This is a genomic window from Blastopirellula sp. SH421 (assembly GCF_057808535.1).
This window is the reverse complement of the sequence record NZ_CM173712.1, coordinates 4,890,060-4,912,894: the sequence shown is the minus strand read 5'-3', so window position 1 is coordinate 4,912,894 and position 22,835 is coordinate 4,890,060. Positions and strand designations below refer to the sequence as shown.

Here is a 22,835-nt window from a genome sequence, read left to right as displayed (position 1 = left end):
GGGCGGGAGTTCATTGCCGAAGTGAGACTCGTAGCGCCGGGCCGATGAACAGCGGTATTGCTGAACTTAGCGGATGCTTCTTAGAACTGCATGCCGAAACTAGCCATGTAAATGCGCCTCGTTTGTCTGCGAGGTTGGGTTGAGGTTCGTTCAACAGAAAACTTTATGACGCTTTGCCGTCATCGCTCGTTACTGCTGGGCGACTTCTTCACCGTCGACCAGGTTGCGTCCCTGGAAAGAGACTTCGGCTCCGAGCGTATTAACGCTGACATTCTCGATGACGCAATTGTCGACCAGCAGGGATCCTCCATGGATCCGCAGTTGGCCGCGTTCTGACTTCAGGGCGGTGGAGATCGAGACTCGCTGTAATTGCAACGCAAACGGCTGGTCTTTGGTGCGTGGCCCTGCGGACAACGCCAGCGCTGAAGTTGTATTGAGAATTTGGCAGTCAATCAGCGCATGCGATTTGCCAATCAACAAGACATCGGTGTTCACGTTTCCGTGAAACTTGCAATTGCGATAAACGGTCTCAGAAGCGTTGACATCGGCAATTCCATTTTCGTTGCCGTAGAACTTGCCGCCGGTGATTTCGCACTCGGCCGTTTCGTGTGCAGAGAACCCTTCATCGAAGCAATCGTAGCCTTGGATGTTCTCGAACCTCAGTTGACGGCCGTTACCGTGAACGTTGTATCCATCGTTCAAAAAGTTGCGAGTAACTAAATTTCGGACGACAAGCCGGCGACAATCGCCTCCTGTGGCGATCCCATTGACCCGCGTTGACCATTGGAGATTTTTGACGGATCCGCAGACATAAAGCCAGCCTGTTTTTTCGTCGATGTTCTCAAAGCAGAACTCGCCTGGTTGGAGATCGTCAGGTAGTGGGAAATCAGGAGAGCCAGCACTTTGTGTTCTTCCCATGCGTTGCATGACGCCGCCGAGGATTAAAAGATGGCGATCAAGCGGCGTTCGTTTCAACTGGCGGCGATAGAGTTTGTCGCCAACGGTTTCCCAACCATCTTCCGGCAAGGGATCTGCCCCATCAAGCGTGACGCCATTTCCTTCGATCGTAATGCCGGTTCGGTTGTTAAAGGAGCCTGACTGTCGATAGATTACCCCAGCCGGATAAAGCTGAATGACATCTCCATCCCTTGCCGAATGAATTCCCTTTTGCAGCGTCTTGAACGGCTGGTGCGGATCGCCAGAATTCGCATCATTGCCGGTCTGAGCATTAACACACCACTCACGAGCTGACAGCGGCGCCGTAATCAGCAGCAAAAGCACAAAGAACAAGCACGAGAAAATCTGACGCGTAGGCATAAGGGATCTAGGCAGGCAAGTAAAGAGCGGCAGGGATCGAGACCTTGGGTTGAATCGATCCTAGTTGGCGAACCAGCAAAAATCTATCCATACTGGACAGGAAATGCCTAGCAAAGCGGGGCGTGATCCCCTTGGCAAGGAATGGAGAAGTCATGCTGTACGATCGAAGAGCAGTACCGAGCGTTGTGCGGATAACGCGTCTGGATCAAACTCGAAATCAAGATGTTGTTGTAAAAAGGAAGGTTGCCCGCAGCCGGGGACCAGGCATTCCAGCTTGCCTTGCTTCGGGCAGGTAGCGAACTTGCAAATCCGCCCTAGGTAGCGATTTGTCTGCGGTTCGAACAGAAACAACTCGACGTCTTGCGTTGCGACCCCGATCGATTCTTCTTGGTAAAGTTCATTGAGCGCGAATGCTTTGGCGCGTTGCAGTTGTTTTAAACGCGAGAGATCGTGAATCCAGACGGCCAAATCAACGTCTTTGCACTCATGGAAAACTTTGATCCCTGCTTTGCGATAGGCTCGGAAGCGGGGGATTTCCATTTTCAAGGGAACGGCGACCGACCCGATCAGCGAGATTTTCTCGACTTCTGAAAACTTGGCAAGCGCTACAGCAATCCTTTCCGCCGCATTGCGGAAGTTCTGTTGTCGTTTTAGCAGGTATTCATTTTGACTTTGGATTTCGGCTTTGGTGGGCATGGAAATCATCCTCCGTATGCAGCTGATACATGCATCGCAAGGTGGCGTTATGTGGGGTTATCAGGAATCAAAAGACGACTTTACGTAATCGCAAATTGCCGCCGTCCTCCCCGAGCAATTGGCAAGCTTGGTGATAGGTCAACTGCGAGAGCCGCTCGTGAAACAAAGTAGCCGTGTTCCGCAATCTGGTGGATTCAACCATGGGCGGTTCCATCCAGAAAATAAAAGTGAGAGAAATCGCCGCGAGCCGACATCCAGGATTCGCTACATACTTGACGAGCATCGCGGACCGCCGATTTTAGCCAAGTTGTCGCTGTTAGCCAATTTCGGCGCTGAAAGATAGTTGGAGGGCGCATTGCCAAGTCGACCCAAAGCGGTCGCCGCTGCATCTGCCCAGATTGCCGTGGCTCGACCATATGGGACAAAACGCAGGTTGACATGGATTGTGCGATCCAGCCGGTTCAGCTTTTGAAATCGGCATAATTTAGCGAAGATATGTCGTGAAATCGTGGTTTATGGGTTCTAGCTAGTTTCGGGCAGCGTACCCCCAGCAAGCAAATTGCTGGTTTGTGGCGAAATATCAAAAAGAAACATTGCCTGGGATCTTGAACAAAGCGACAATCGGGGGCATCCCGCCTTGTTTTGCCTGCTCTCTGAGTCCTACCTAAAACTGGAACCGGCCATGCTACTCCGGAATCTTCTGTGGTTGTTTTCTCTACTGATCACCTTGGTGGTTGGCGCGAATTGCGTTGGTGAAGAGAACTTCCCTGCGGACGAACGCGTTTTCTTTGAGGAGAAGGTGCGCCCGCTGTTGATCGCTCAATGCTACGAGTGTCATTCGGTCGATGCGAAAGAAGTCGGTGGCAAGCTCTATCTAGATAGCCGCGCAGGAATTTTACGTGGCGGTGAGTCAGGACCTGCTGTCGTGCCGGGCAAGCCGGAGGATAGTCTGTTATTAGACGCGTTGCGGTACAAGACATTTGAGATGCCGCCTGAGAAACCGTTGCCGGAGACTGATATTCAGGTTGTTTCGCAGTGGATTCAACGCGGAGCTTGGGACCCGCGAACAGAGATCGCCGCAGCGACGCCGAAGGGGCTGGCCGTGGCGACGCCGATGGGAGAATGGAAATCGGAGGAACTGTGGTCTTTTCGTCCGCGACAGGTGATTGCACCTCCCAACGTCAACGATGAAGTCTGGCCGCATAATCCGATAGATCACTTCGTGCTTCAGCGAATCGAAAATGCAGGGACTCGGCCCACGGTCGATGCTGATCTGCGCACGCTTGTCCGACGGATTTATTACGATTTAATTGGGCTAGCGCCGACCTTGGCAGAGGTCGACTCTGTGGTAGAGGCCGCAACGCAAGATCGCCAGCATGCGTTGGAAGTCTTGGTAGATGATCTGCTGTCACGTCCGCAGTTTGGAGAGCATTGGGGCAGACACTGGCTTGATGTCGCTCGCTACGGCGAGTCGAACGGCAACGACGGCCTATCGCGCAACGCCACCTTTCCGCAAGCCTGGCGATATCGCGATTACGTGATTGACGCGATCAATCAAGATGTTCCCTTTGATCGATTTCTCACCGAGCAGGTCGCCGGCGATTTATTACCTGCGGCGTCGGCGGAAGAAAAAAATCGGCTACTCATTGCAACCGGTTTTTTGGCGATTGGCGCGAAGCCCGCCGCAGCGATGAACACGGACTTTGCGATGGACATTGTGGATGACCAAATCAATGCGGTGAGCACCGCGTTCTTGGGACTGAGTGTGGCTTGCGCTCGCTGTCACGACCATAAGCATGATCCGATTCCAACCCGCGACTACTATGCGTTGGCAGGTATCTTTCAAAGCAGTGAGACGTTGTACGGCTTGGCAGGCAACGAGAAGCTGACGGCGCCGCCGACCGACTTGCATGTGCTGAGTTCGCAGTTGCCTGAAGAGCGGGCCGAGCTAGAGCAGAAGCGGAAATCGCTGAAGTTGTCTAACAGCTATCTGGAGGAAGTTCAGCGGTTGAAGCCCATTTTTCACGCTCCGCTGGATCAGCTTCCGCCAGATTGGGAAGCAGTTGGTGCGGCCAAGTTCTCCGAAACCAAATTTGTGGAACTTAACGCAACCTATCTGCGAGGCGCAGTCCCCGGCGTCGGGAAAGACTACGCCGTCTCGTTCTGGTTTAAGAATGAGGAAGAGAATCATTCTCGGCTGATCACTGCTTATTTGTTTACCCGCGGGGAAGGGGGAGACAAAAGTATCCCCGGCGATCACTTAGGAATCGGCGGCAAGCATGATCCCAAGCGGGCAGGGCGCCTATTTGTATTTAATGGCAACGCGAAGAAAGCTTCGATCGGCGGAAGCACCGTCATCTCACCAGGCACTTGGAATCACGTCGTGATGATCCGTAGCCAAGGGCGTATTCAAGTTTATCTCAACGGCGCCCATGAACCAGAAATTGATAGCGAACTTGAACCAACTTTCGGAGCCGATTCGCACTTTTTCTTGGGAGGACGGAGCGATGGATTTGCTCCGTTGAATGGGAATTTGGCTCATTTCAGTCTGTTTGCGAAAGGGCTTGACTCGACTGCAGCCCAGACGCTGCATGCAGCCTCGGGGCAACCGCAGGGAGCAAAACAGCTTGGCTTGGCGATGGGAGTCCGCGAAAAGCAGAAGGCGATTGACTGTAAAGTTCATATCAATGGTACCGGCGCCAAGCTAGGCGCCCTCGTCCCGCGAGGCGCGTTGACTGCCTATTCCCAGGTAGCGACCGACAATCGATCCGCGGCAAATTTGCCAGAGCTAAAGATTCCAGAACAAGCGAGCGGTCGCTTGCAGTTGGCCGGTTGGCTGACCGATCCCCGTCATCCTCAAACGGCGCGCGTCATGGTGAACCGAGTTTGGTTAAAGCTGATGGGAGAAGGACTTGTCGCGACTCCGGACGATTTCGGCGTTTACGGCGCTCGGCCGACACATCCAGAACTCTTGGATTGGCTGGCGGAAAGTTTCATTGAAGCGGGTTGGTCGACGAAGCAATTGATTCGTTTGATCGTGCTTAGTCATACCTATCAACTTTCTAGTGATTGTGCTGCCGACATTGCCAAGCAAGATTCTGCAAACCAACTGTTGACGCGACATTGGCAGCGTCGACTAAGCGCTGAACAGTTACGCGACACCATCTTGCAGGCAAGTGGTCAACTGGACTTGGAATGCGGCGTAGGGAGCCCGATTCAAGAGATCGACGCGCTGATTAATAAGCCTCCCCATGAAGCGGCGACGTTGCATCGAGCGAGCAACCACCGCAGCATTTACCTTTGCTATATGCGAAATTCTCCACCACCTGAGTTAGCAGCATTCGATCTGCCAGATGGGTTGAAGGTGACAGGGAAACGCAATCAAACCGTGTTGCCGGCACAATCTTTGTTTCTGCTGAACAGTCCGTTTGTGGTTCAGCAGGCCGAACATTTTGCTGCAAGTTTGAACGCAAACGGCGCAGCGACCACCGTAGACAAGATCTCGGAGGGATTTCGCAGAGCTTTGTTACGTAGTCCCACGAAATCTGAATTGACGTCCGCCGTTGAATTTCTCGATCGACTGCAAGCCGATAACCCAACCCAAGACAATCTCCCCGAGTCCGCTGAGCAAAGCATCAATCCTTGGACTGCTTTTTGTCAGGCCTTGTTTGCGGTGAATGAGTTTCGGTACGTCGACTAAACTCGTCTGCCGGTATTCGATTCGCTTTTCAAGTTCGCATCTTTCAAACACTTGAGGCTTCCCATGATTCCATCTCGCAGAAATCTGTTGCAAGCAGCATCATGCGGGTTTGGGTACCTAGCCCTCTCGGCCCTTTGCCAGCAGTCGATCCAGGCGGAATCGTCTAATTCATTGGAACCGAAAGTTCCGCCCGTGCGGCCACGCGCCAAGCGAGTGATCTTTCTCTGCATGAGCGGTGGACCGGCCCAGTTGGACATGTTTGATTACAAGCCGCAGACGGGGCAAAAAAAGCATCCCGGGTCGGTCTATCCCTTCCGGCAGTACGGCGAGAGTGGGCAATGGATTTCGGATTTGTTGCCAGAAACGTCTCGCCATGCGGACAAGCTCTGCATCATCAATGGGATGTACGCCGACACCGGTAATCACGCCCAATCTTTTCTTCAGCTGCATACCGGCGAACGGCTCCGTAGCCGACCAAGTCTTGGCTCTTGGATCAATTATGGACTGGGAACCGAAAATCAAAACTTACCCGGCTTTATTAGCTTAAATACGGCCAAGCCCTCCGTTTACTCCAGCTCGTTCTTGCCGCCGGTTTTCGAGGGGACGCCGATCGGCACCAACGGCGAGAGCATGTCGACGGCCCACATCAAAAACATTCAGGGAAATCACCTTGCTAAAGGCGCCAAACGCCAGCAGTTGGATTTCATTCAATCGCTGAATCGGCGGCATGCCGGCGAGAGCCCCGACGCAGGCAAACTGGAGGGAGTCATTGAGTCGATGGAACTCGCGTATCGGATGCAATCGACCGCGCCGGCGTTACTAGATACCAGCACCGAAACCGCAGCAACGCTGCAACGATATCGGGTCGGCAAGTCGCTGTCGGTAGGGACCTGCAAACCTTCGGACTTTGGTCGTCAATGTCTGCTAGCTCGGCGATTTGCGGAAGCCGGCGTTCGCTTTATTGAGCTCAACCATGGAAGTTGGGACCAGCACACAGATCATCGGCGCGACTTGGAGGCCAACTGTGAAGTCACCGACGCGCCAATCGCAGCGCTGCTTGACGACCTGGAAATGCGCGGCCTGCTGGACGATACGTTGGTCGTTTGGGGAGGCGAGTTCGGTCGACCGGGGCTGACGCCTGAGGATGGCAAGAACGAAACCGGACATAACTACCGAGGATTTACCTTCTGGTTAGCCGGTGGGGGCGTTAAGCCCGGCTACACGCATGGCAAAACGGATGAGACAGGCTCACGTGCGGTAGAAGGGAAAGTTCATTTTCGTGATCTGCATGCGACCATCCTGCATGCGCTCGGACTCGAGCACGATCAACTGACCTTCCAGCACGAAGGGCGCGAGCATCGCCTGACCGGTCCTGAGGATTGTCACGTGGTTCATGAACTGTTCGCGTAGCAGTCTTGCGCTAGCAACTTCCAAAATCTCAACGCTTGTTGCATGCCCTGTAATTTAGATAGCGAGATTATCGGCGATTGGTTAGGAGCTGTTTTGAGCAGCTCGGCGTAATCCTCTAGGCAGTCTTACCGATAACTGACTGCCAGCCATCCGGAGTCCTTGCGATGCTCGCCTTCATCCTGCGCTGCTTCCTTTCTCTGATTTTGATCATTCAGCTCGTCGCCATTTCCCAAGCGGTCGAACCGACCGTTGTGCAACTTGCCAAAGGGGGCGCGGCGCCATTGTCGATTGTGATCGGCGAGCATGCTTCGGATGAAGTGCGGAAATTGGCAGACACGTTTGCCAATTACCTTACCCAGATGAGCGGAGCCAAATTTGCCGTTGAGACGGGGGATGGCAGCCACGGCATCGTGCTGGGTCGGACCGAAGATTTCTCGGCGTTGCCTTTCGCGGCGACCTTCGAGGGTGGGCCTTTTCACCGCGAAGATTACCTGCTTCGCACTCAACCGACTGGTCTGTATCTAATTGGTTCTACCGACATAGCCGTTTCGCATGCAGTCTGGGATTTACTCTATCGTCTAGGGCATCGGCAGTTCTTTCCCGGTGAAACCTGGGAGGTAATTCCAGCGCCGGCCGACCTGCAGATCGCGGTGGACGCCAACGAAAGTCCTGACTTTTACGCCCGACGCATTTGGTACAACTGGGGGCTGTGGGGTTACAACAACCAACCGTATCAAGCGTGGTGCAATCGAAATCGGGCGACCCAGGGATTTCAACTCCAGAGTGGTCATTCGTACGACGGCATTCTCGCCGCCAACCAAGAAGCGTTCGCCGCCCATCCCGAGTACTTCGCTCTGATCGACGGTCAGCGGAGAACCGAAGGCGGCGATATCAAGTTCTGCATCTCTAATCCAGGACTGCGAAAGCTGGTGGTCGATCACGCTGTTCGGGCCATCCAAGCGAACCCCACGCTCGACAGCATTTCGATGGACCCTAGCGATGGCGGTAACTGGTGCACTTGCGATGCCTGTCGCGCTCTTGGAACGCCCAGCGACCGGGCGCTGACACTGGCGAACGAAGTCGCCCAGGGAATCAACGCGTTAGGTCTCGGTGAGAAGTATGTCGGCATGTATGCCTACAACGAGCATTCACCTCCCCCGCAAGTCAAAGCGGATCCGCACGTGGTGATCAGCGTGACAACCGCCTTTTTGCGAGGCGGATACACATTTGATCAGATCGTAGAAGGCTGGCAGGCCCAGGGGGCGACGACAGGCGTTTACGACTATTTGAGCGTGGTCGCGTGGGACTGGAACATGCCTCGCGGCGGCAAAGCAGGGCGGCTTGCCGAAGTGCAGGCTTCGCTCCCTCGCTTTCACCAGCAAGGCGCCCGGTTCTATGACGCCGAGTCGGGAGACTGCTGGGGGCCATGCGGGCTGGGGTATTACCTGGCAGGCCGCCTGATGTGGGATGTCGAACAGGCCGCGCAAACCGACGCGTTGGTCGAAGACTTTCTCAGCAAAGCATTCGGCAAAGCGAAAGAGCCGATGCGCGAGTTCTATCGCCTGATCAACCAGGATGATAGTCGTCGTTCTGCGACGGATTTGATTGGCCGTATGTATCGCTGTTTGGATGAAGCGCAGAAATTGACGAGCGACCAGCAGGTCCTAGCGCGCCTCGATGACCTGTTGTTTTACACGCGTTATGCCGAGCTTTATACCCAATACTCGGCGGGGCAAACACAACTAGAGGCCGTCGCGCGGCACGCTTACCGGATGCGAAAGACGATGATGATTCATAGCTATGGGTTATGGTCGCGTTTGGTCAGTCAGCAGGCGGCCCTGACTGACGATCACCCTTGGAAGAGCGACGCCCCATTCACTGCGGATGAGCTAGCGCGTTTTTTAAGTGAAGGGATCGCCAATAATCAGCCGGTATCCCCAGGTTTTACTAGTGTCACGTTTAGTGAATCTTTGGTTCCGGTCCAGTCGCTGAACTTGCCAAAGGTAGAAATCGGCAGTTGGCCCAGCAGTCCTCAGGATCGCCAGAGTTATTTGATTTGGATCGCCGATCCTGATCAAACCCCGGTTCTTAAAGTTCGGGTTGATAAGGTCTGGGCGATTCGCGATCCGCAGTTTCGCCTGTTTTCACCGCAGGAGGTAAAAGTTGAGCCGGTCATGGTCTATCAAGACTATCGGCCCGACGGCGTCGAACACGAATTGAAGTTGGATACTCCCTACGACGGCTTGCACTCGATTGAGACGATCGACGGTGGCGATCACACCCGCATCCAGTGGCCAGCAGGAATGCCGGTAACGGTCGCGTCAGGCATCGACACGCCTGGCGTGACCAGTCACTTCCGCGGCGAATGGACGCTCTACTTCTATGTTCCGAAAGGAACCAAAGTGATCGGCGGTTGGGCTTCGCGGATCGCCAATTGGGCTCCTCGGATTTCAGGAACCCTCCGTGACGGCTCTGGTAACCAAATACTAGATTTTGCAACTTTGGATGAAGGATGGTTCACGGCGCCAGTTCCACCCGGCGAAGATGGAAAATTGTGGAAATTTGACAAATCGCAAGGGCAACGCTTGTTGATGACGGTCCCGCCTTACCTCGCTCCCTCGGCCGAACAGTTGCTGCTGCCACGGGAAGTGGTTGAGCGAGATGCTTCTCCGAGTGCAGAACCCGCTCGGTGAGAAGTTCTCTGCCGTTTAAATACGGAAAATAGAAGCATCACGGTATTGTGATCCCCGAGTCTTTTTCCGTTTCCTGGGAGCGAACAGCCCGCTTCACGAACACAGAACGGGGCTTAATGGTTAACAAAAAATAGCCAAGCCCTTTACTAGGGCTTGGCCGACTGTGATGACGATCAGATCACGCCGGTTTTGATTCTTTGAGACCGGCGGCGATTGCGTTGGAAACTACGCCAGCTTGTAGTATTCTTCCCAGCCTTGGCGTGGTTGGTTTCCTTTCAGCAGTTCGTTGGCTCGGGCGTTGTTTGTGATCTGCTGAGTCTTGGCATCGAACTGGATGTCCTCGCCCAAACGTTGCACGATACAGCCAAGCATAAAGACCTGGGTGAGCGGCCCCGAGATCGCAAAGGCTGAGTTACAGTAGGGATCGATACCAGCCGAGGCTTTCAGGAAGTTGTCCATGTGGTTGGTAGACGTTTTGCTGACAGCCGGTTTGGGGAGGTTGGCGGCAACTTCCTGTTGCTTCTTTCCGCCGACAATCTTGAGCGAATCCGAATGGGTGCCGCCGACAAATGTCAGATCGTCGCTATAGATCGCTTTGCCGCAACTGGGGAGCTCTACGCCCTGTTCGCTGGGCGGACGATTCTTCACGCCGTCATACCAGTTGATAGTCATAGCCGGCATGTCGGGGCCGCGCTCGGCGAAGTCGAACGCAATCGTGGTGCCGTGAGGGAAGATATACTCATTCGGCTTATCGATCATCACCGCTCGCACCGTATGCGGCAGACCCAGCTTCAAAAAGCGATGCACCGTGTCCAAGGTATGTGGTCCCCAGTCACCGAAGGCGCCATCACCATAATCGTACCAACCACGCCAGTTGCCCGGATCGAGCTTGCTGTTGTAGGCATGCTTGGGGGCGGTGCCAGCCCAAACGTCCCAGTTCATACCGGCCGGCATTTTCTCTGCTGGGGGGAAACCTTGGACATCTCCCCAAGGATGCCAGCGACGTCCGTTGTTCATGCAGGCATCGACGCGACGAACATTTTTGATAATGCCGTGATCGACCCACGATTCAAACTGCAGACGTTGACCGCTTGAGTGACCTTGGTTGCCCATCTGACATTTCACGCCATATTTTTGCTCCGCCTGCATCAACAGCTGGCATTCTTCGAAGGTATGGGCGAGCGGTTTTTCGACGTACACGTTGATGCCCAGCGACATAGCGAGCATGGCGATCGGAAAGTGCGAGTGGTCAGGAGTGCCGATGGTGCAAACATCAATCTTGTCCCCCAACTTCTCAAACATTTCACGGAAGTCGCTATAGACAACTGCGTCATCGCACTTGCCGTTCATTTTGCTCTTGAAGCCTTCGGCGCGTGAAGGAACCACGTCGCAAAGTGCAACGCACTGAGTCAAGTTGTGGTTGACCGCTTCTGAGCCAATCGCGGCGCCGCGGTTCGCACAACCGATGACAGCCAGGTTCAGCTTGGCATTCTTCGCGACTTCGGCTTTGGCAATATTCGATACCAGCAACGTTGCTGCGGATGCTGCGGCCGATTGCTGCAGTATCTGTCGACGATTGAGATTCTTCATGTTTCTATTCTTGTAATCCGTGTGCGTGCGAAATCCATAATCAGGTTTTACCGTTCCAGCTTCTATTGTTTCCGCTACGCTCCCTTTTTGCAACTTACTGGGGTGATCTGCACTCCACACGGCCGCTAGTGTGAATCTTGCGACCCTTACAATGAGTTCGATTGCTAAGTGTGTGCTGCCGTCCCTTTTATTCTTTGTTTCTATGCCGGCTATCGCTCGCGGCCATCCGATCTGAGATACGACTCTGCGTTGAGCAACTGGTTCGTCGTATCGCTTCTTCGTGGCGGGGCGTATTCTTTGAATTGCTCGTGCAGCAGACGAGCCGCGTGGAAAGCGAGAATGCCGTAAAGCGGCTTCAGCTGTTTGGATCTCGAGTAGCCGGGAATCCGCATGACCGGAGGCGCCTTACTAGCCGTACGGATGTACTGCTGCAGCAACGCCTCAGCGGCCCGCGGAAAGTTGCCCCAGCGTTCAATGGCCTGGAACACTGAGAAGACGACAATTTGATTCGGGTTTTCGATGGCATCCCCCTCCGTTCTCTCCGCTTCCGTCTTGAATTCCGGATGACCAGCCCAGCGATTCGCCCATTCCAGCAGCGGAGGCGTAGCATTTTCAGAGACGTCCTCCAGATGCTCCAGAATAAAATCGACACGCAACCCCAACGCTCCGCCTGGAAAACGAGTGCTGGTCGGATAATGCTCGCCGCGAGCCGTGCGGTCGAGTTGTTCGATCCAGTAGGCGATCTTCTTCGGCTTCGAAAGCTTGCGAGCGGCCTCTTTCATTGTGGCCTGCAGTTGGGCTTCGCAGATTTCTTCGTCATCGGGCGCCCTCTCGCTCCAACCGTACCAGCCGTCGTGTTCTTCAACCGCTAAGCGACAATCTTGGGCCAGCGGGAGCGATTGAAAAACACCGTTGTCACGCGCCTCAATCAAAACGTCCCGGCACATGGTCCCGAAGCACTTCGCCACTGTCTCCATCTCTGCGCTTGAAAGAAACGCGTGGCATGATGCATCGTGGCCGGTGATCGAAAGCACACCTTCCTGTTCTTGTACCTGATTGAACGCCTTGAACCAGCCGTTGAACGGATATGCCGTCTCCTCGATGTAGGATTGCCATTCGCCGTCGGACTCGGCATCCGGCCGCGTGTCGAAAACCATCGCCGTCCAGCCGGCCTGATCGAACTGAAAGCCGAGAGTGATCAACTGGATCTCCGCATCATCCTCGCCCGGCCCTGGATTGATGTAGATCGGATACTCTACAACCCGCCGCTGTATGTATTTACGAACCCGCTCTGCATCTTTCTTCAGATTTATCCGTGTGGGCATCAACTCTTCTTTCCGAAAGGGGAAATATGACTCCTGGAGGATCGGCGGCACAATGGCTCCCCGCCACAAGAAGAATCAGCTCGAACAGCTTCCTTCACTTGCATGAACATGCCTGAGAAGATGTGAGACTCAGGGGAATGCTTGCTCAAGGCTGTGCTCGATAAAGAAATGGGCGGCGGAACATACCGCCGAAATGATGTGGATTGTAAAGCCGCAAGGTAATGGTATTTTTGCCTGGCCGCAGTTTGCCGGCGAGCGGGGCGTCCCACTCAAAACGGTAGTCGTTGAGCCACCACATTCCTTGAAAGGGGCGATGGGCTACCTGCTCTCCATTAACGTACAGCCAAACTTCATTGAAGATCCCTGGAAACATCAGGTGAACCTCACCGGCGACCTGGGACTGCTCAAGGTCGACTTCTGTCGAATACCATATGTGCCCGGTGAAACTTTGATTGTCATCGGCCAGAATGCCTTGCGCCTGGGCGTATAGGTCGGTGCGTAGTGTTCTCCACTTTTCCTGGTTCGCGGCTTGTTGCCACTGCTCTTTTACTCCTATGTCGTCTGGGTCGCGGCGGAACGACCATTCCAGGGGTAGTTTGGCGATGAGGGTCCCCTGGTCCCCTGCGGTTTTCTGCAGCAACTCACTGTACTGCAGGACTTCTCCCGGCCACCAGGCGTAACCATTTTCGCCAATCCGGCGATACGTCGTAAACGTTTCATTCATGTCGGTCAGAGCTTCGCGGGCAGCCAGACCCCGTTTACCGGCCATGACCGCCTCAGCAAAGTCAATCTCGACCGCGGCGGCTGTTATCATCGCCCTATAATCCTTGAGTATTTCAAATCCACCGCGCGTGAATTTCATCCGCTCGAGATATAGTTTCTCGTTGCGATTTAGATCAGAGCGGGATTTCAGCGGCTGTAGCGTCGCCTCGGCCGCGGCCAAATGCCGCTGCAGTTCTGAAATGAGTTCCGGCGTGTAAATCGCGGGCGCAACAAAATACTCGTGTTCTGTGACGATCGTATCTTGCCAGGCTTTGAAAATCGCACCCCAGTAGGCCGACATCGGTTCTGCCGCCGGACCGTAAAACTTGGGGTAAAACTCGGCCAGCAACTTATCGACATCGGCGTCCGGATTCCAGGTCAGCTGCCCCCGCAGAAACAGATTGGTGAAGGTCGTCGCCATCGCGCCGCGGCTCTCGACCGAGATGCCCAGGATATTCGCTTTGCGATAGTGTTTGACATCACCGGCGAAGGCCTGATGCGAAGGATTGGGAAGATCCCGCCAAACCAGCATGCTTTGATCGTAATCGTAGATCACGACCCTGCCGTCCATCACCTCGGTCCACTTGTAGAGCATGTCGCGATACTCACGCCGCGGTGCGGAACGTGGGTCGTCCATGTCGTGGATCGGATCGATATCGATCGGGGCCAAGTAAGCCACGAGCGGCTTGGCCGCTTTTTCTACGCGGACCGGTGGCAACGTGATATTCGAGTAGGCCAGAAAACCAATTTTGGCATCGCTTTCGGGAGCCGCCTTCATCAGTCGCTGGGCGACCTTGTTATAAAAAGTCAAGAAGGCGTCGGTATAGGACTGAGACATCGTGTATTTGTCGTACTGTAACGCGATCAGCTCTTTGTCCTGGGGAGAGTTGGATTCATAAATCCCGTCTTCCATCCCCAACTGAACATCGTTCCCGGCAGCATAGATCGGCAGAACCTGACTGACGACATGATCTGCGGTAGCGTCATCCGAAATCGGGACGTTAAACATCGTCTTCCCTTCGGGCGCCAAGCTGGCGGTGTATCTTCCGAGGATATGGCCGTTCGGTACGCCTGCGTCATTGAAGCGGTTGCGGCGCTGGAATTCGCGAGCCCCAGTAGAGTCCGCATTCCAGGAGAGCCAATATTGGCGGACTTCAAAGGGAGACCCATAGGCATAGTCGAGCGTTTCGATCTTAAGAGTTGGCTCCAATGGTATGCACTGACCAATCGGCGTGGGCAGATACCAACGGCAGCCCCACCGCTCCAGCAATTCCACCACCGCGTAATAGTGCGATTCATCATTGCTGCCCGCCAGATAAACACGGTTGTCTACGCGGCGCAGCGCGATCGCGTCTGTCTGAAGCAATGGATTTGCTTTGGCGTGCTTGCCGATCACCTCCCGCAGCGCAGGCTCGAGCTTCAGGGCAAGCTGCCCGACGACAAGAACCGGCGATTTTCCGGCGAGAGCCTGGGTTATCGCGTTCTCATCAGCAGCGATCGCCGGTTTGGCGCCTGACATCAGGCCGATAAAGTGGGCAAGATCCTCAGCGGCTCGTTTCTCCCACTCTCCGGCGTCCGCCGCCACGACGATAACTGTAGAAGTCTTCCCGTTCTGGGTAATCATCAGGTTCTCTGCGGCGGCCAGTGGCAAACATGCCCAGAGGCTCCATCCAATCGCGTAGATGCCGATCAATGCACTTTTCATCATTTGCTCTGCCTTGCCTGTTGGATTGTGCGTGAAATCGATAGGGATTGAAGGGGCGTGCAATATTGTTAACGCCGGTTTGACAGGAGATGTGGTAAGTGTTGGAGAAAAGTCTTGCGACCAAGCAATGCGAGGCCGCAGCCAAGGAACAAACGCCAAGTGCTATTGCTTGGCCTGCGGCAGGTTGATCTTTACAAAGCTTTCAGGACCGATAGAACCGTTGCCGTGAACGATCCGGACACGGACCTCATGTTCGCCGGAAGTCGCGTAGAGCGAGCATCGATCGTTGCCCCAGCCAAAACGGCGGTCCTCTTTGACACCCGCCCAACCGAGACGTTCGCCGTAGGCCTCGGTGATGTTCCCCTCTGGCAGCTCCTCCCAACTGTGTCCGTCCACCTGAACCTGGTAGTGGTCGAAATCGATGTCGGCATTCCAGAATTGAAAGAAAATCAAATGGTTCTCGTTCGGGAAGACTTGGATCATAGCGTGGTTCGAGGGTTTCCAAGAAACGACCTCCGGATCAGAAATCGTCCAGGCAGTAAGTCGCTGATTGCGAATGTACCAAGCCGAGAACTTTTGGTCCTCCCACGGCACCGTTTTATCGTCTTTCCATTCGACGGTGTGGAGACGTTTGTTAAAGACGTCTTCCATATGCTTGTATCGCGGCGTGTTGGTGACGATGTCGTTTTGGGTCAACCATCGCAGGTAATAGAAAATATGGGCAGGGGCGGTATCCGTTGCAGGGCGGTTGCCGGTGTGGCGGACTTCGGTGACGCTCGCCAACGTGTCGTTCACAACATGGCCATGCATTTCCAAAGCCGATTGTGGAATTCCATTAACCGTATAATGGACGTCAAAATTCTCATGAGCCGTGGCGTCGATCACAGCCCATTTCTCATGTTCACGGAGGTAAATCTCTGTGATGAAGTGATTGGCGGGATTGTGCGGAACTCCGGTCTCGATAAATCGACACGGCATTCCCAAAGAGATGCAGGCCTGTTGAAAGACCATCGCCGCCTGACCGCACCAAACCGGCTCTTTGCGTTTAGCGCCTTCCAGCAGCGCGATGGCGCTCCAGTCTAGAAAAACCTTGGGTGCAGGTCGACCGTAATGGAGTGAGCCGAAGGTCCATCGCTTGAGGGCCAACGCCCGCTCAAGGTCAGTCGTCGCACCGCTGATGATCTTGTCCAGATCCTGCTCATTACGAAGTTGAACAATTTTGGGGTGACTGGGGCGATCGAAAATAAAGAACTCGGCCCACGGCGAAATGTCGGCGTGATCGTAGGCGACGATCTCGACCTTAGGTCCAAGCGTATCACGTAATGGCGAAGGGCCTAGGCGGACCAGATCTTGACCGGCGCCGACGGTTGCAAACCAGGGTAACGCGCAGATGGAGAGCAAGAGTGATCGAACCATTCATGCAGACTTTCGCCAGGGGGATATCAGGAGCAAGAGCAACGGGGACGAGAGGAAATTGTGCGAGTTGCATGCCTACTTTGGCGGATTTTCGATTGTTTTGTTGTTCACCCTCGAAGTATCCATCGTTCTACGCCAAAATCGCGACTACCATTGCGGAAAGGTTTACCATACCCTGAATCGGGGTATCAGCGACAGAAAATTCCCCACAAGCGCAAGACTAGGAAGCGTTAGCTCGGATCCAGACCATTCAGATGCCCATTCCCCGCATACCGATAAAGATTCTCAGCCTCGCTGGTGATTTTGCCAAAGGCGTTCTAGGCAATGTGATTGACGACGGTGATCGTATCGGTCAGCGCGTCGCTCTCCAATACATCGCGTCCTGCCAGGCTGCCAACCGCTGCGGGCAGCTTGAACCACGCGTCCCCAAAAGCAATCCGAAGTAGTACGATTTAGTGCAATTGCCACGAAACGTTCTGCGGGCAGAAATCGCTAAACGTTGCATCTAAAATGACTTGCGATCTACAGTGTCATTTGACGCCGTCCCCTTAATTCCTCGCACTCCTCTCTAGCCGTGTTTGAGAGTTTGTTGCCCTTTTTTGAGATGTCATGAAAGCCGCTACGATCAGTCAGTTGAAGAAGGAGCTTGTGAAGCTTGATCACGAGGACTTGTTGGACGTTTGCGTTCGGTTGGCCAAGTTCAAGATCGAAAGCAAAGAGTTGCTGACGTACTTGCTGATGAAGGCCGCTGATGAGATTGGTTATGCGGAGGATTTGTGTGATGAGATCGATGAGCGGCTGAGCACGCCGGGCAAGATTCACAAGAAGTCGCTTCGCAAGGTGGTCCGCTGGATGGACAAGTCGCTGCGTTTCTCTGGAGACAAAGAAACTGAACTGCGAGTGCGGATTCACTTTTGTCGACGGATCAAGCAGCAGCGAATCAGCTTCGGCGGCTGCCGCGTCTGCGAGAATATGGTCGCGACGCAGTTCAAGAAAATTGCCACGGCGATCGAGAAGGTGCATCCCGATTTGCAGTTCGATTACAACCAGCAAATCTCGGACCTTTAAAGCCGCCGCGAGTGGTCATTCACTGCGACGGGCTCGATCCCAAGAGCTGTCCTTATCGGGGGCTTGTTCGGTCGGGACATCCTTGCCCTTCCGTTTATCGAAGCTCAGCGAGTCAAGGTACAAACGTTCGACCTTCGCCCGCGCCCAATCTGTCTTGCGAAGAAATTTCAGGCTGCTGTTGATGGTCGGTTTGTCGTTGAAACAGTGGATGTTGATCCGCTCGCCCAACCGTTCCCAGCCATACTCCGCGACCAAGTATTCCAGGATCGCTTTAAGCGTGATACCGTGCAGCGGGTTGTTGGGCTGGGGTTCATTCATGACTATCTCGGGGCACTCGAACTCTCTCTATCGGCCAGATGTTGTAAACGGTGCTGCCCATATTAACACAGAGAGTTCGAGAGATTTGATGTCCTCTTCCCGTGCAGAACCCTCTTTGTGAAATTTCTCTGCTACCCAAATGACGGAAAGCGATCGCTCGCAATAGGTTACGGATTCCGCGTCCTTTTCGGTCCCCTCTGAGCGAACCGAACGCTTTACGAACAGAGAACTTTTGCTACCGATTCCGTAAAGCCCGCATCAGAGGATTTGTAATGCAATGATGGCGAGAAGCGGCGAGCCTGAGGATGAAGACATTGTCGATGGTGCGTCAATTTTGAGCATGGCTGATATCAAGTGCAATACGCGTCTGGGCGGAATGCTCAAAAACTACCACAAGGCCGCTTGAGAGTTGATGGTGCTCTCTGTCCTGGCGCCGCGGTTCCGGAGGAACGTGAGCGCCTCTCACTGATATTTCGCCTTTCTCACTGCTGTACGCATAAACCTCATGACAATTGAGGCTCAAAAATTGTCAATTCGCATCTTCGCGGATCGTTCGCCTGCTCGCAGATGCTAGGCTTTCTTTGTTGGAATCCTTATTGTACAGGGCGGGCAAATGTCCGCCGTAAACAATATTTCAGACACTTTTTTTTCGCGAAGCCTCTTGCTTGTGGGCGGCATTACCCCCCCCTATAATCTTCCCGAGCATGAGTATGAGTTTTACTTGTCTTAGCAACGAGAAATACGAATGGCATCGGGGGAGCAGCAAGAGAATCTTGAAGACGCGGGTGGCGGCGACTGGATCGGATTGGGAGTCGCGATTGCGGCAGCCGCGACGCTAGGCGCGTTTTGGCTCCTTTCTTGGCAGTTGGCTTTTCTCTTGATGTCGGTCGTGGTGATCTCCATTGTCATCTGGCAAGCCTGCGATCCGTTCGCTGATGCGGCCCAATGGATTGGTACGAAATTGGGCATCCCCGGCTCGGTTCGCGGCGCCACGCTCGATGCGATCGCAAGTTCGCTGCCGGAGCTGTTCAGCGGCATCTTCTTTGTGGTTCTCGCGATCAGCGCTGTGCAGGGAGACGACCCCGCCGCGATGGAAGCAGCTGGAGCGGAAGGCTTTGGCGCGACGATCGCCACGTGTGCCGGCAGCGCGGTCTACAACATGATGTTGATACCGGCCATCGTGACATTGACGATCGCTTACTATCGCCGGAGTCGACCTACGATTGATGTGGAAGACGAAGTTCTGGCGCGTGATGGCATTTGGTTCTTGTTGTGCGAAATGGCGCTGCTGGTTTTCCTCTTCCAGAACAAAATGTACTGGTGGATGGGGTTAGTCTTGATCGGGATGTATTTCGTCTACATCTTTCAGCTTTATCGCGACACGATCATTTATCGTAAACGGTTGCATGCTCTGAACGAGTACTTCAGCACCAAGGGAGTAGATACGCCAACTCCGACGGTCATCTCGGAGCTGAAGGCGCAGAACGTGAAAGTTCATTATCTTTTGGTCGATAAAATCCGTGACGAAATCAAGTCTGGAAGTTTCGATGAAAACGAGGCGGAGGACGAAGAAGACGTCCCGGATGGCGCTGGCGTGCTGTTCGGCTTTCTTGAGGTTCCATTGAATCAGATCACCGCCTGGGCGATCATTATCATCAGTACGTCAATTGCTGCGGGCGCCTGTTATTTTTTGGTCGAAGCGACCCGCCATACCGCAGTTGTTTTGGATGTTCCCACTTTTTTCGTGGCGGTGATACTTGCTGCTGCGGCCTCGAGCGTCCCGGATACCTTTTTGTCGATTGGTTCGGCAATGCGCGGCGACGATTCTGGCGCTGTATCCAATGCGTTTGGGTCGAACATCTTTGACATTTGCATCTGTCTTTCGGTTCCCCTGCTGTTGAACTCCTATCTTGTCAACTGGGGGCCGGTCTCTTTGACGCAGGACGGTGAACCAATTGCTGGGTTAGTGGGATTGCGCATCAGCCTATTTGTATTGACCGGCATTACGTTGGCGATCATGTGGCACAATCGACAGCTGACCTTTTTCAAAGCGTTGGTGCTATGTGGACTGTATGGGCTGTTCATCGCGTATGCGGTGCTCGGTTCTCTGGGAATGCTCGAAGCGATCGGACTTTAGTCGACGGTTTCTCCTGAGGAGCGGAAATGCCCGAGTGGAGCATGCCTGTCTCGGCAGGCTGGAAATTACGCGTTACTACCGGAACTTCAGCCGGTAAAGAATACGATTTGTCGCCCGGCGCTTATTTGCTGGGTAGCGGGCCGATGGCGACGATCCGGATCCCTGACGCGACGATCGCCGAGCGGCATGTCGAGCTCGATGTTCAAGCCGCTCAAGTGGTTGTGTGTGACCAGTCTGGTCGAAAAGATGGGGTGCTCGTGAATGGTGTGCCACAAGTGCGATATCACGCCGGGCCAGGCGATGAAGTTCGCATTGGCATTTTCGGCTTTCAACTTATCAACGCTGGTCTAGCTGCCGCTAAGCCCGCATCACCGTCCGGCTGGCTTGAGAGTCAGGTCGCTTCGGCGGAGAGTCGCCTTAGAAAGCTGCAGCCGCATTGGCAAGTCGCGATCGTATCAGGTTCGCTGGCGGCGGTGTTGCTGATCCTGCTGGCCCTGTCGTTTAACCCCATCATGGCCCCGATCACGGTGTTGGCGGCTAGTCTCGTCGCGCCAGCGACGATTATCACCTACTTGGTTGAGAAGTACGATAAGACAGGGATCTCGCTTCGTACTTTGGCGCTGACGTTTCTATTCGGCGGCGCAATTGGTTTTGCCGTGACCACTGTCGCCGGTTCGTTCGCCGAGATGTTCCTGGGGGGGCTCCTTTTGATACCTGTTTTCGCGGGGGTATTGGAGGAGCCCGCCAAATTAGTCGCGACCGCTTGGCGATGGCGGCATCCGGCCTATGATCGCCCCATGGATGGACTGATTTTGGGGGCGATGAGCGGCTTTGGCTTCGCCGTTTTTGAAACCGCGGGCTATTTTTTGACAATCATGTTAGTCGAGGGGGTCGGCCAGGGAATTATGGTCGTGGTCATACGCAGTCTCAGTGCGCCCTTCACGCATGGCGTGTGGTCGGCGATCGTTTGCGCCGCATTTTGGCAATCAGGGCGAAAGTTGAAAACGGCGATCTTTGACCGACGATTTCAGATTGCTTTAGGAACGGCGGTCGGTTTGCACGCGTTATGGAATTTGGGGGCGAGCGTCGGACCAATTGGTTTGCTGTTATGTATTGGTTCAGCGGCGTTAAGTTGGCGAGAATTCAACACTCGTCTCAAGAGTAACGGCTACATGCGATAGTCTACGTCGCCGACGAGATTCAAAGTGGAAATCGATATTACCCAAATTGATTCTCGAGTTGGCGTTAGCCAAATGCGCCGCCCAAACCAGATTTCTTTTCTCGCTTGGAGGCTGTGGAATCACTTTTGCTCGTTACATTTCCATTCACTTCGGCGCTTTGGGGACTAGCCGGCAGAACTGCGGGGTTTTCGTCTGGCCGCTTAGGGGGAGGTGGTGGGACGACACTGCTTCCCGGCGACTTTAGTGGAGGTGTAGGAACCTCGCTACTTTCCGGCGGCTTAGGTGGAGGTGGCGGAACGACGCTGCTTTCCGGCGGCTTAGGTGGAGGTGGCGGAACGACGCTACTTCCCGGCGACTTTGGTGGAGGTGGCGGAACGATGCTGCTTCCCGGCGACTTCGATGGAGGTGGCGGTACAACGCTATCGTTGGAGGAACCCGATTGATTGGGACTACCCGCTGACGCGGAATCTACTCCTGGCGAGCCAAATAAACTAGATCCCATTCCGGGGCGCCGTCGTTGTGATTGAACTGGATTGTTCGACGGAATATCGACATCGTCTTCGCTGGGGGCCGGCTTGGTTGGCGCTGCGGGTAATGCGGAATCAAAAACGCTTGGCGGCGTCGGGGCCGGAGGTTTGCGGACTGGGGGCTCTAGTCGATCAGGCACCGTCACGTCCGGCCCTGATTTTGGTCGGTGTGGATTGTTGGCAGGTCTGCGCGGTGGGGGAGGGATTGAAATTGGCGGCGCCGAGGGAGCTTTTGACTTAGCTGGAGGAGAAGACGCGGGCGAATCGCCCTCCTCTGCTGGTCCGACCGCCTCGTCGCCCGTAAAGAGTGTTTGCCAATCGTCCGGGACATAGACGTCCTGTCCGCTCCCCACCGCTTCCGTTCCGGTGACATGAATTGGAGTCGACGCATTCACGTTAATTGTTCGCGTCAACGACGCCGTGCGTATCGTAATGACTCCTCGCAGTATGGTGCCTGGCGATAACGCATCAATGACAAGCAACAATTTGACCGCTCCCCCAGGGCTGCTGCTTGGCTGGATGCTTAAACCAGCGATCTCACTTTGGAACTGACAGGGAGCCGGTGCGACGAGTTTGGCGGTGAAATTATGGGGATGATTCGATTGCAAACGCCCCAGTCGAATCGAGCGAGGATAACGCCACTCTCCGTCTTCCGTATCTAGACCAATGACATTGCCGCGAACGGAGACTCGGTCTAGCGTGACTCCTTTTCCTTTCGCGACCTGCAAGGCGCAAGCGTCTTTGCGATCTTGGTCATCCGGACCGGTCACTTCGACGTTAAGCGATTTCAACACAACTCCGTCCGACTCGACGAATAGTACGGGGCCCTTTTCGGCCCAAAGCGTGCAGGACTGACCTTCAATCGTCAACGGCTTCCGAATGACAGCTGGACCTTGAAACTCTTTTCTCGCTGGGGCGAGTTTTAAAACGCCGCCGGGGCTGACTTGATCGATTAGTTGTTGAATATCCTCGCTACTCATCAGCCTTTTC

Annotated in this window: 15 protein-coding genes; 7 read left to right on the top strand and 8 right to left on the bottom strand. The window is 54.4% G+C overall.

The features are described from left to right. Positions 1-189: 189 nt before the first annotated feature. Positions 190-1,317, bottom strand: a complete 1,128-nt coding sequence (locus SH421x_RS19880; protein WP_488851760.1) for a right-handed parallel beta-helix repeat-containing protein — start codon at positions 1,315-1,317, stop codon at positions 190-192. Positions 1,318-1,467: 150 nt separating this feature from the next. Beyond that, entirely contained in the window at positions 1,468-2,013 is a 546-nt protein-coding gene (locus SH421x_RS19875) for a hypothetical protein (protein ID WP_488851759.1), read from the bottom strand. Between the two features lie 682 nt (positions 2,014-2,695). Between SH421x_RS19875 and SH421x_RS19870 the strand changes: the two genes are divergently transcribed. The 3 genes from SH421x_RS19870 to SH421x_RS19860 all read left to right on the top strand — a co-directional run bounded on the left by SH421x_RS19870 (position 2,696) and on the right by SH421x_RS19860 (position 9,816). Next, positions 2,696-5,713, top strand: coding sequence for a DUF1553 domain-containing protein (locus SH421x_RS19870; RefSeq protein WP_488851758.1), 3,018 nt, complete (start codon positions 2,696-2,698; stop codon positions 5,711-5,713). A gap of 63 nt (positions 5,714-5,776) precedes the next feature. Beyond that, positions 5,777-7,123, top strand: a complete 1,347-nt coding sequence (locus SH421x_RS19865; protein ID WP_488851757.1) for a DUF1501 domain-containing protein — start codon at positions 5,777-5,779, stop codon at positions 7,121-7,123. 164 nt (positions 7,124-7,287) lie between these two features. Continuing rightward, entirely contained in the window at positions 7,288-9,816 is a 2,529-nt protein-coding gene (locus tag SH421x_RS19860; protein ID WP_488851756.1) for a DUF4838 domain-containing protein, read from the top strand. Positions 9,817-10,041: 225 nt separating this feature from the next. On the opposite strand, the gene SH421x_RS19855 is transcribed toward SH421x_RS19860, so the two are convergent. The 4 genes from SH421x_RS19855 to SH421x_RS19840 all read right to left on the bottom strand — a co-directional run bounded on the left by SH421x_RS19855 (position 10,042) and on the right by SH421x_RS19840 (position 16,614). After that, positions 10,042-11,406 (bottom strand): Gfo/Idh/MocA family oxidoreductase, encoded by a 1,365-nt coding sequence (locus SH421x_RS19855; RefSeq protein WP_488851755.1) that lies wholly within the window; start codon positions 11,404-11,406, stop codon positions 10,042-10,044. Positions 11,407-11,615: 209 nt separating this feature from the next. After that, positions 11,616-12,731: a hypothetical protein gene (locus tag SH421x_RS19850; RefSeq protein ID WP_488851754.1), complete on the bottom strand. Its 1,116-nt coding sequence runs from the start codon at positions 12,729-12,731 to the stop codon at positions 11,616-11,618. A gap of 145 nt (positions 12,732-12,876) precedes the next feature. Then, positions 12,877-15,201 carry a DUF4838 domain-containing protein gene (locus SH421x_RS19845; RefSeq protein ID WP_488851753.1) on the bottom strand — a complete coding sequence of 775 codons (2,325 nt, stop codon included), beginning with the start codon at positions 15,199-15,201 and terminating at the stop codon, positions 12,877-12,879. Between the two features lie 159 nt (positions 15,202-15,360). Continuing rightward, the gene (locus tag SH421x_RS19840) at positions 15,361-16,614 is read right to left on the bottom strand and encodes a transglutaminase domain-containing protein (protein WP_488851752.1); all 1,254 of its coding nucleotides are present in this window, start codon (positions 16,612-16,614) and stop codon (positions 15,361-15,363) included. Between the two features lie 609 nt (positions 16,615-17,223). On the opposite strand from SH421x_RS19840, the gene SH421x_RS19835 reads away from it, so the two are divergent. Next, positions 17,224-17,682, top strand: a complete 459-nt coding sequence (locus tag SH421x_RS19835) for a hypothetical protein (protein WP_488851751.1) — start codon at positions 17,224-17,226, stop codon at positions 17,680-17,682. Between the two features lie 15 nt (positions 17,683-17,697). On the opposite strand, the gene SH421x_RS19830 is transcribed toward SH421x_RS19835, so the two are convergent. After that, positions 17,698-18,000 carry a VF530 family protein gene (locus SH421x_RS19830; protein ID WP_488851750.1) on the bottom strand — a complete coding sequence of 101 codons (303 nt, stop codon included), beginning with the start codon at positions 17,998-18,000 and terminating at the stop codon, positions 17,698-17,700. A 277-nt stretch (positions 18,001-18,277) separates the two neighbouring features. On the opposite strand from SH421x_RS19830, the gene SH421x_RS19825 reads away from it, so the two are divergent. The 3 genes from SH421x_RS19825 (at position 18,278) to SH421x_RS19815 (ending at position 21,318) form a co-directional block, all read left to right on the top strand. Next, the gene (locus tag SH421x_RS19825) at positions 18,278-18,406 is read left to right on the top strand and encodes a hypothetical protein (RefSeq protein ID WP_488851749.1); all 129 of its coding nucleotides are present in this window, start codon (positions 18,278-18,280) and stop codon (positions 18,404-18,406) included. Between the two features lie 339 nt (positions 18,407-18,745). Further along, positions 18,746-20,137 (top strand): sodium:calcium antiporter, encoded by a 1,392-nt coding sequence (locus tag SH421x_RS19820; RefSeq protein ID WP_488851748.1) that lies wholly within the window; start codon positions 18,746-18,748, stop codon positions 20,135-20,137. 26 nt (positions 20,138-20,163) lie between these two features. Next, positions 20,164-21,318 carry a PrsW family glutamic-type intramembrane protease gene (locus SH421x_RS19815; protein ID WP_488851747.1) on the top strand — a complete coding sequence of 385 codons (1,155 nt, stop codon included), beginning with the start codon at positions 20,164-20,166 and terminating at the stop codon, positions 21,316-21,318. Positions 21,319-21,382: 64 nt separating this feature from the next. Here the strand turns inward: SH421x_RS19815 and SH421x_RS19810 are convergent, their stop codons facing one another. Next, the gene (locus SH421x_RS19810; RefSeq protein WP_488851746.1) at positions 21,383-22,825 is read right to left on the bottom strand and encodes a hypothetical protein; all 1,443 of its coding nucleotides are present in this window, start codon (positions 22,823-22,825) and stop codon (positions 21,383-21,385) included. Positions 22,826-22,835: the final 10 nt, after the last annotated feature.

Coding starts and splice junctions, on each gene's coding strand:
- SH421x_RS19840 (WP_488851752.1), bottom strand. CDS start 16,614: ATGGTTCGATCACTCTTGCTCTCCATCTGCGCGTTACCCTGGTTTGCA.
- SH421x_RS19875 (WP_488851759.1), bottom strand. CDS start 2,013: ATGCCCACCAAAGCCGAAATCCAAAGTCAAAATGAATACCTGCTAAAA.
- SH421x_RS19880 (WP_488851760.1), bottom strand. CDS start 1,317: ATGCCTACGCGTCAGATTTTCTCGTGCTTGTTCTTTGTGCTTTTGCTG.
- SH421x_RS19860 (WP_488851756.1), top strand. CDS start 7,288: ATGCTCGCCTTCATCCTGCGCTGCTTCCTTTCTCTGATTTTGATCATT.
- SH421x_RS19865 (WP_488851757.1), top strand. CDS start 5,777: ATGATTCCATCTCGCAGAAATCTGTTGCAAGCAGCATCATGCGGGTTT.
- SH421x_RS19845 (WP_488851753.1), bottom strand. CDS start 15,201: ATGATGAAAAGTGCATTGATCGGCATCTACGCGATTGGATGGAGCCTC.
- SH421x_RS19830 (WP_488851750.1), bottom strand. CDS start 18,000: ATGAATGAACCCCAGCCCAACAACCCGCTGCACGGTATCACGCTTAAA.
- SH421x_RS19820 (WP_488851748.1), top strand. CDS start 18,746: ATGGCATCGGGGGAGCAGCAAGAGAATCTTGAAGACGCGGGTGGCGGC.
- SH421x_RS19855 (WP_488851755.1), bottom strand. CDS start 11,406: ATGAAGAATCTCAATCGTCGACAGATACTGCAGCAATCGGCCGCAGCA.
- SH421x_RS19850 (WP_488851754.1), bottom strand. CDS start 12,731: ATGCCCACACGGATAAATCTGAAGAAAGATGCAGAGCGGGTTCGTAAA.
- SH421x_RS19815 (WP_488851747.1), top strand. CDS start 20,164: ATGCCCGAGTGGAGCATGCCTGTCTCGGCAGGCTGGAAATTACGCGTT.
- SH421x_RS19810 (WP_488851746.1), bottom strand. CDS start 22,825: ATGAGTAGCGAGGATATTCAACAACTAATCGATCAAGTCAGCCCCGGC.
- SH421x_RS19825 (WP_488851749.1), top strand. CDS start 18,278: ATGATGGCGAGAAGCGGCGAGCCTGAGGATGAAGACATTGTCGATGGT.
- SH421x_RS19835 (WP_488851751.1), top strand. CDS start 17,224: ATGAAAGCCGCTACGATCAGTCAGTTGAAGAAGGAGCTTGTGAAGCTT.
- SH421x_RS19870 (WP_488851758.1), top strand. CDS start 2,696: ATGCTACTCCGGAATCTTCTGTGGTTGTTTTCTCTACTGATCACCTTG.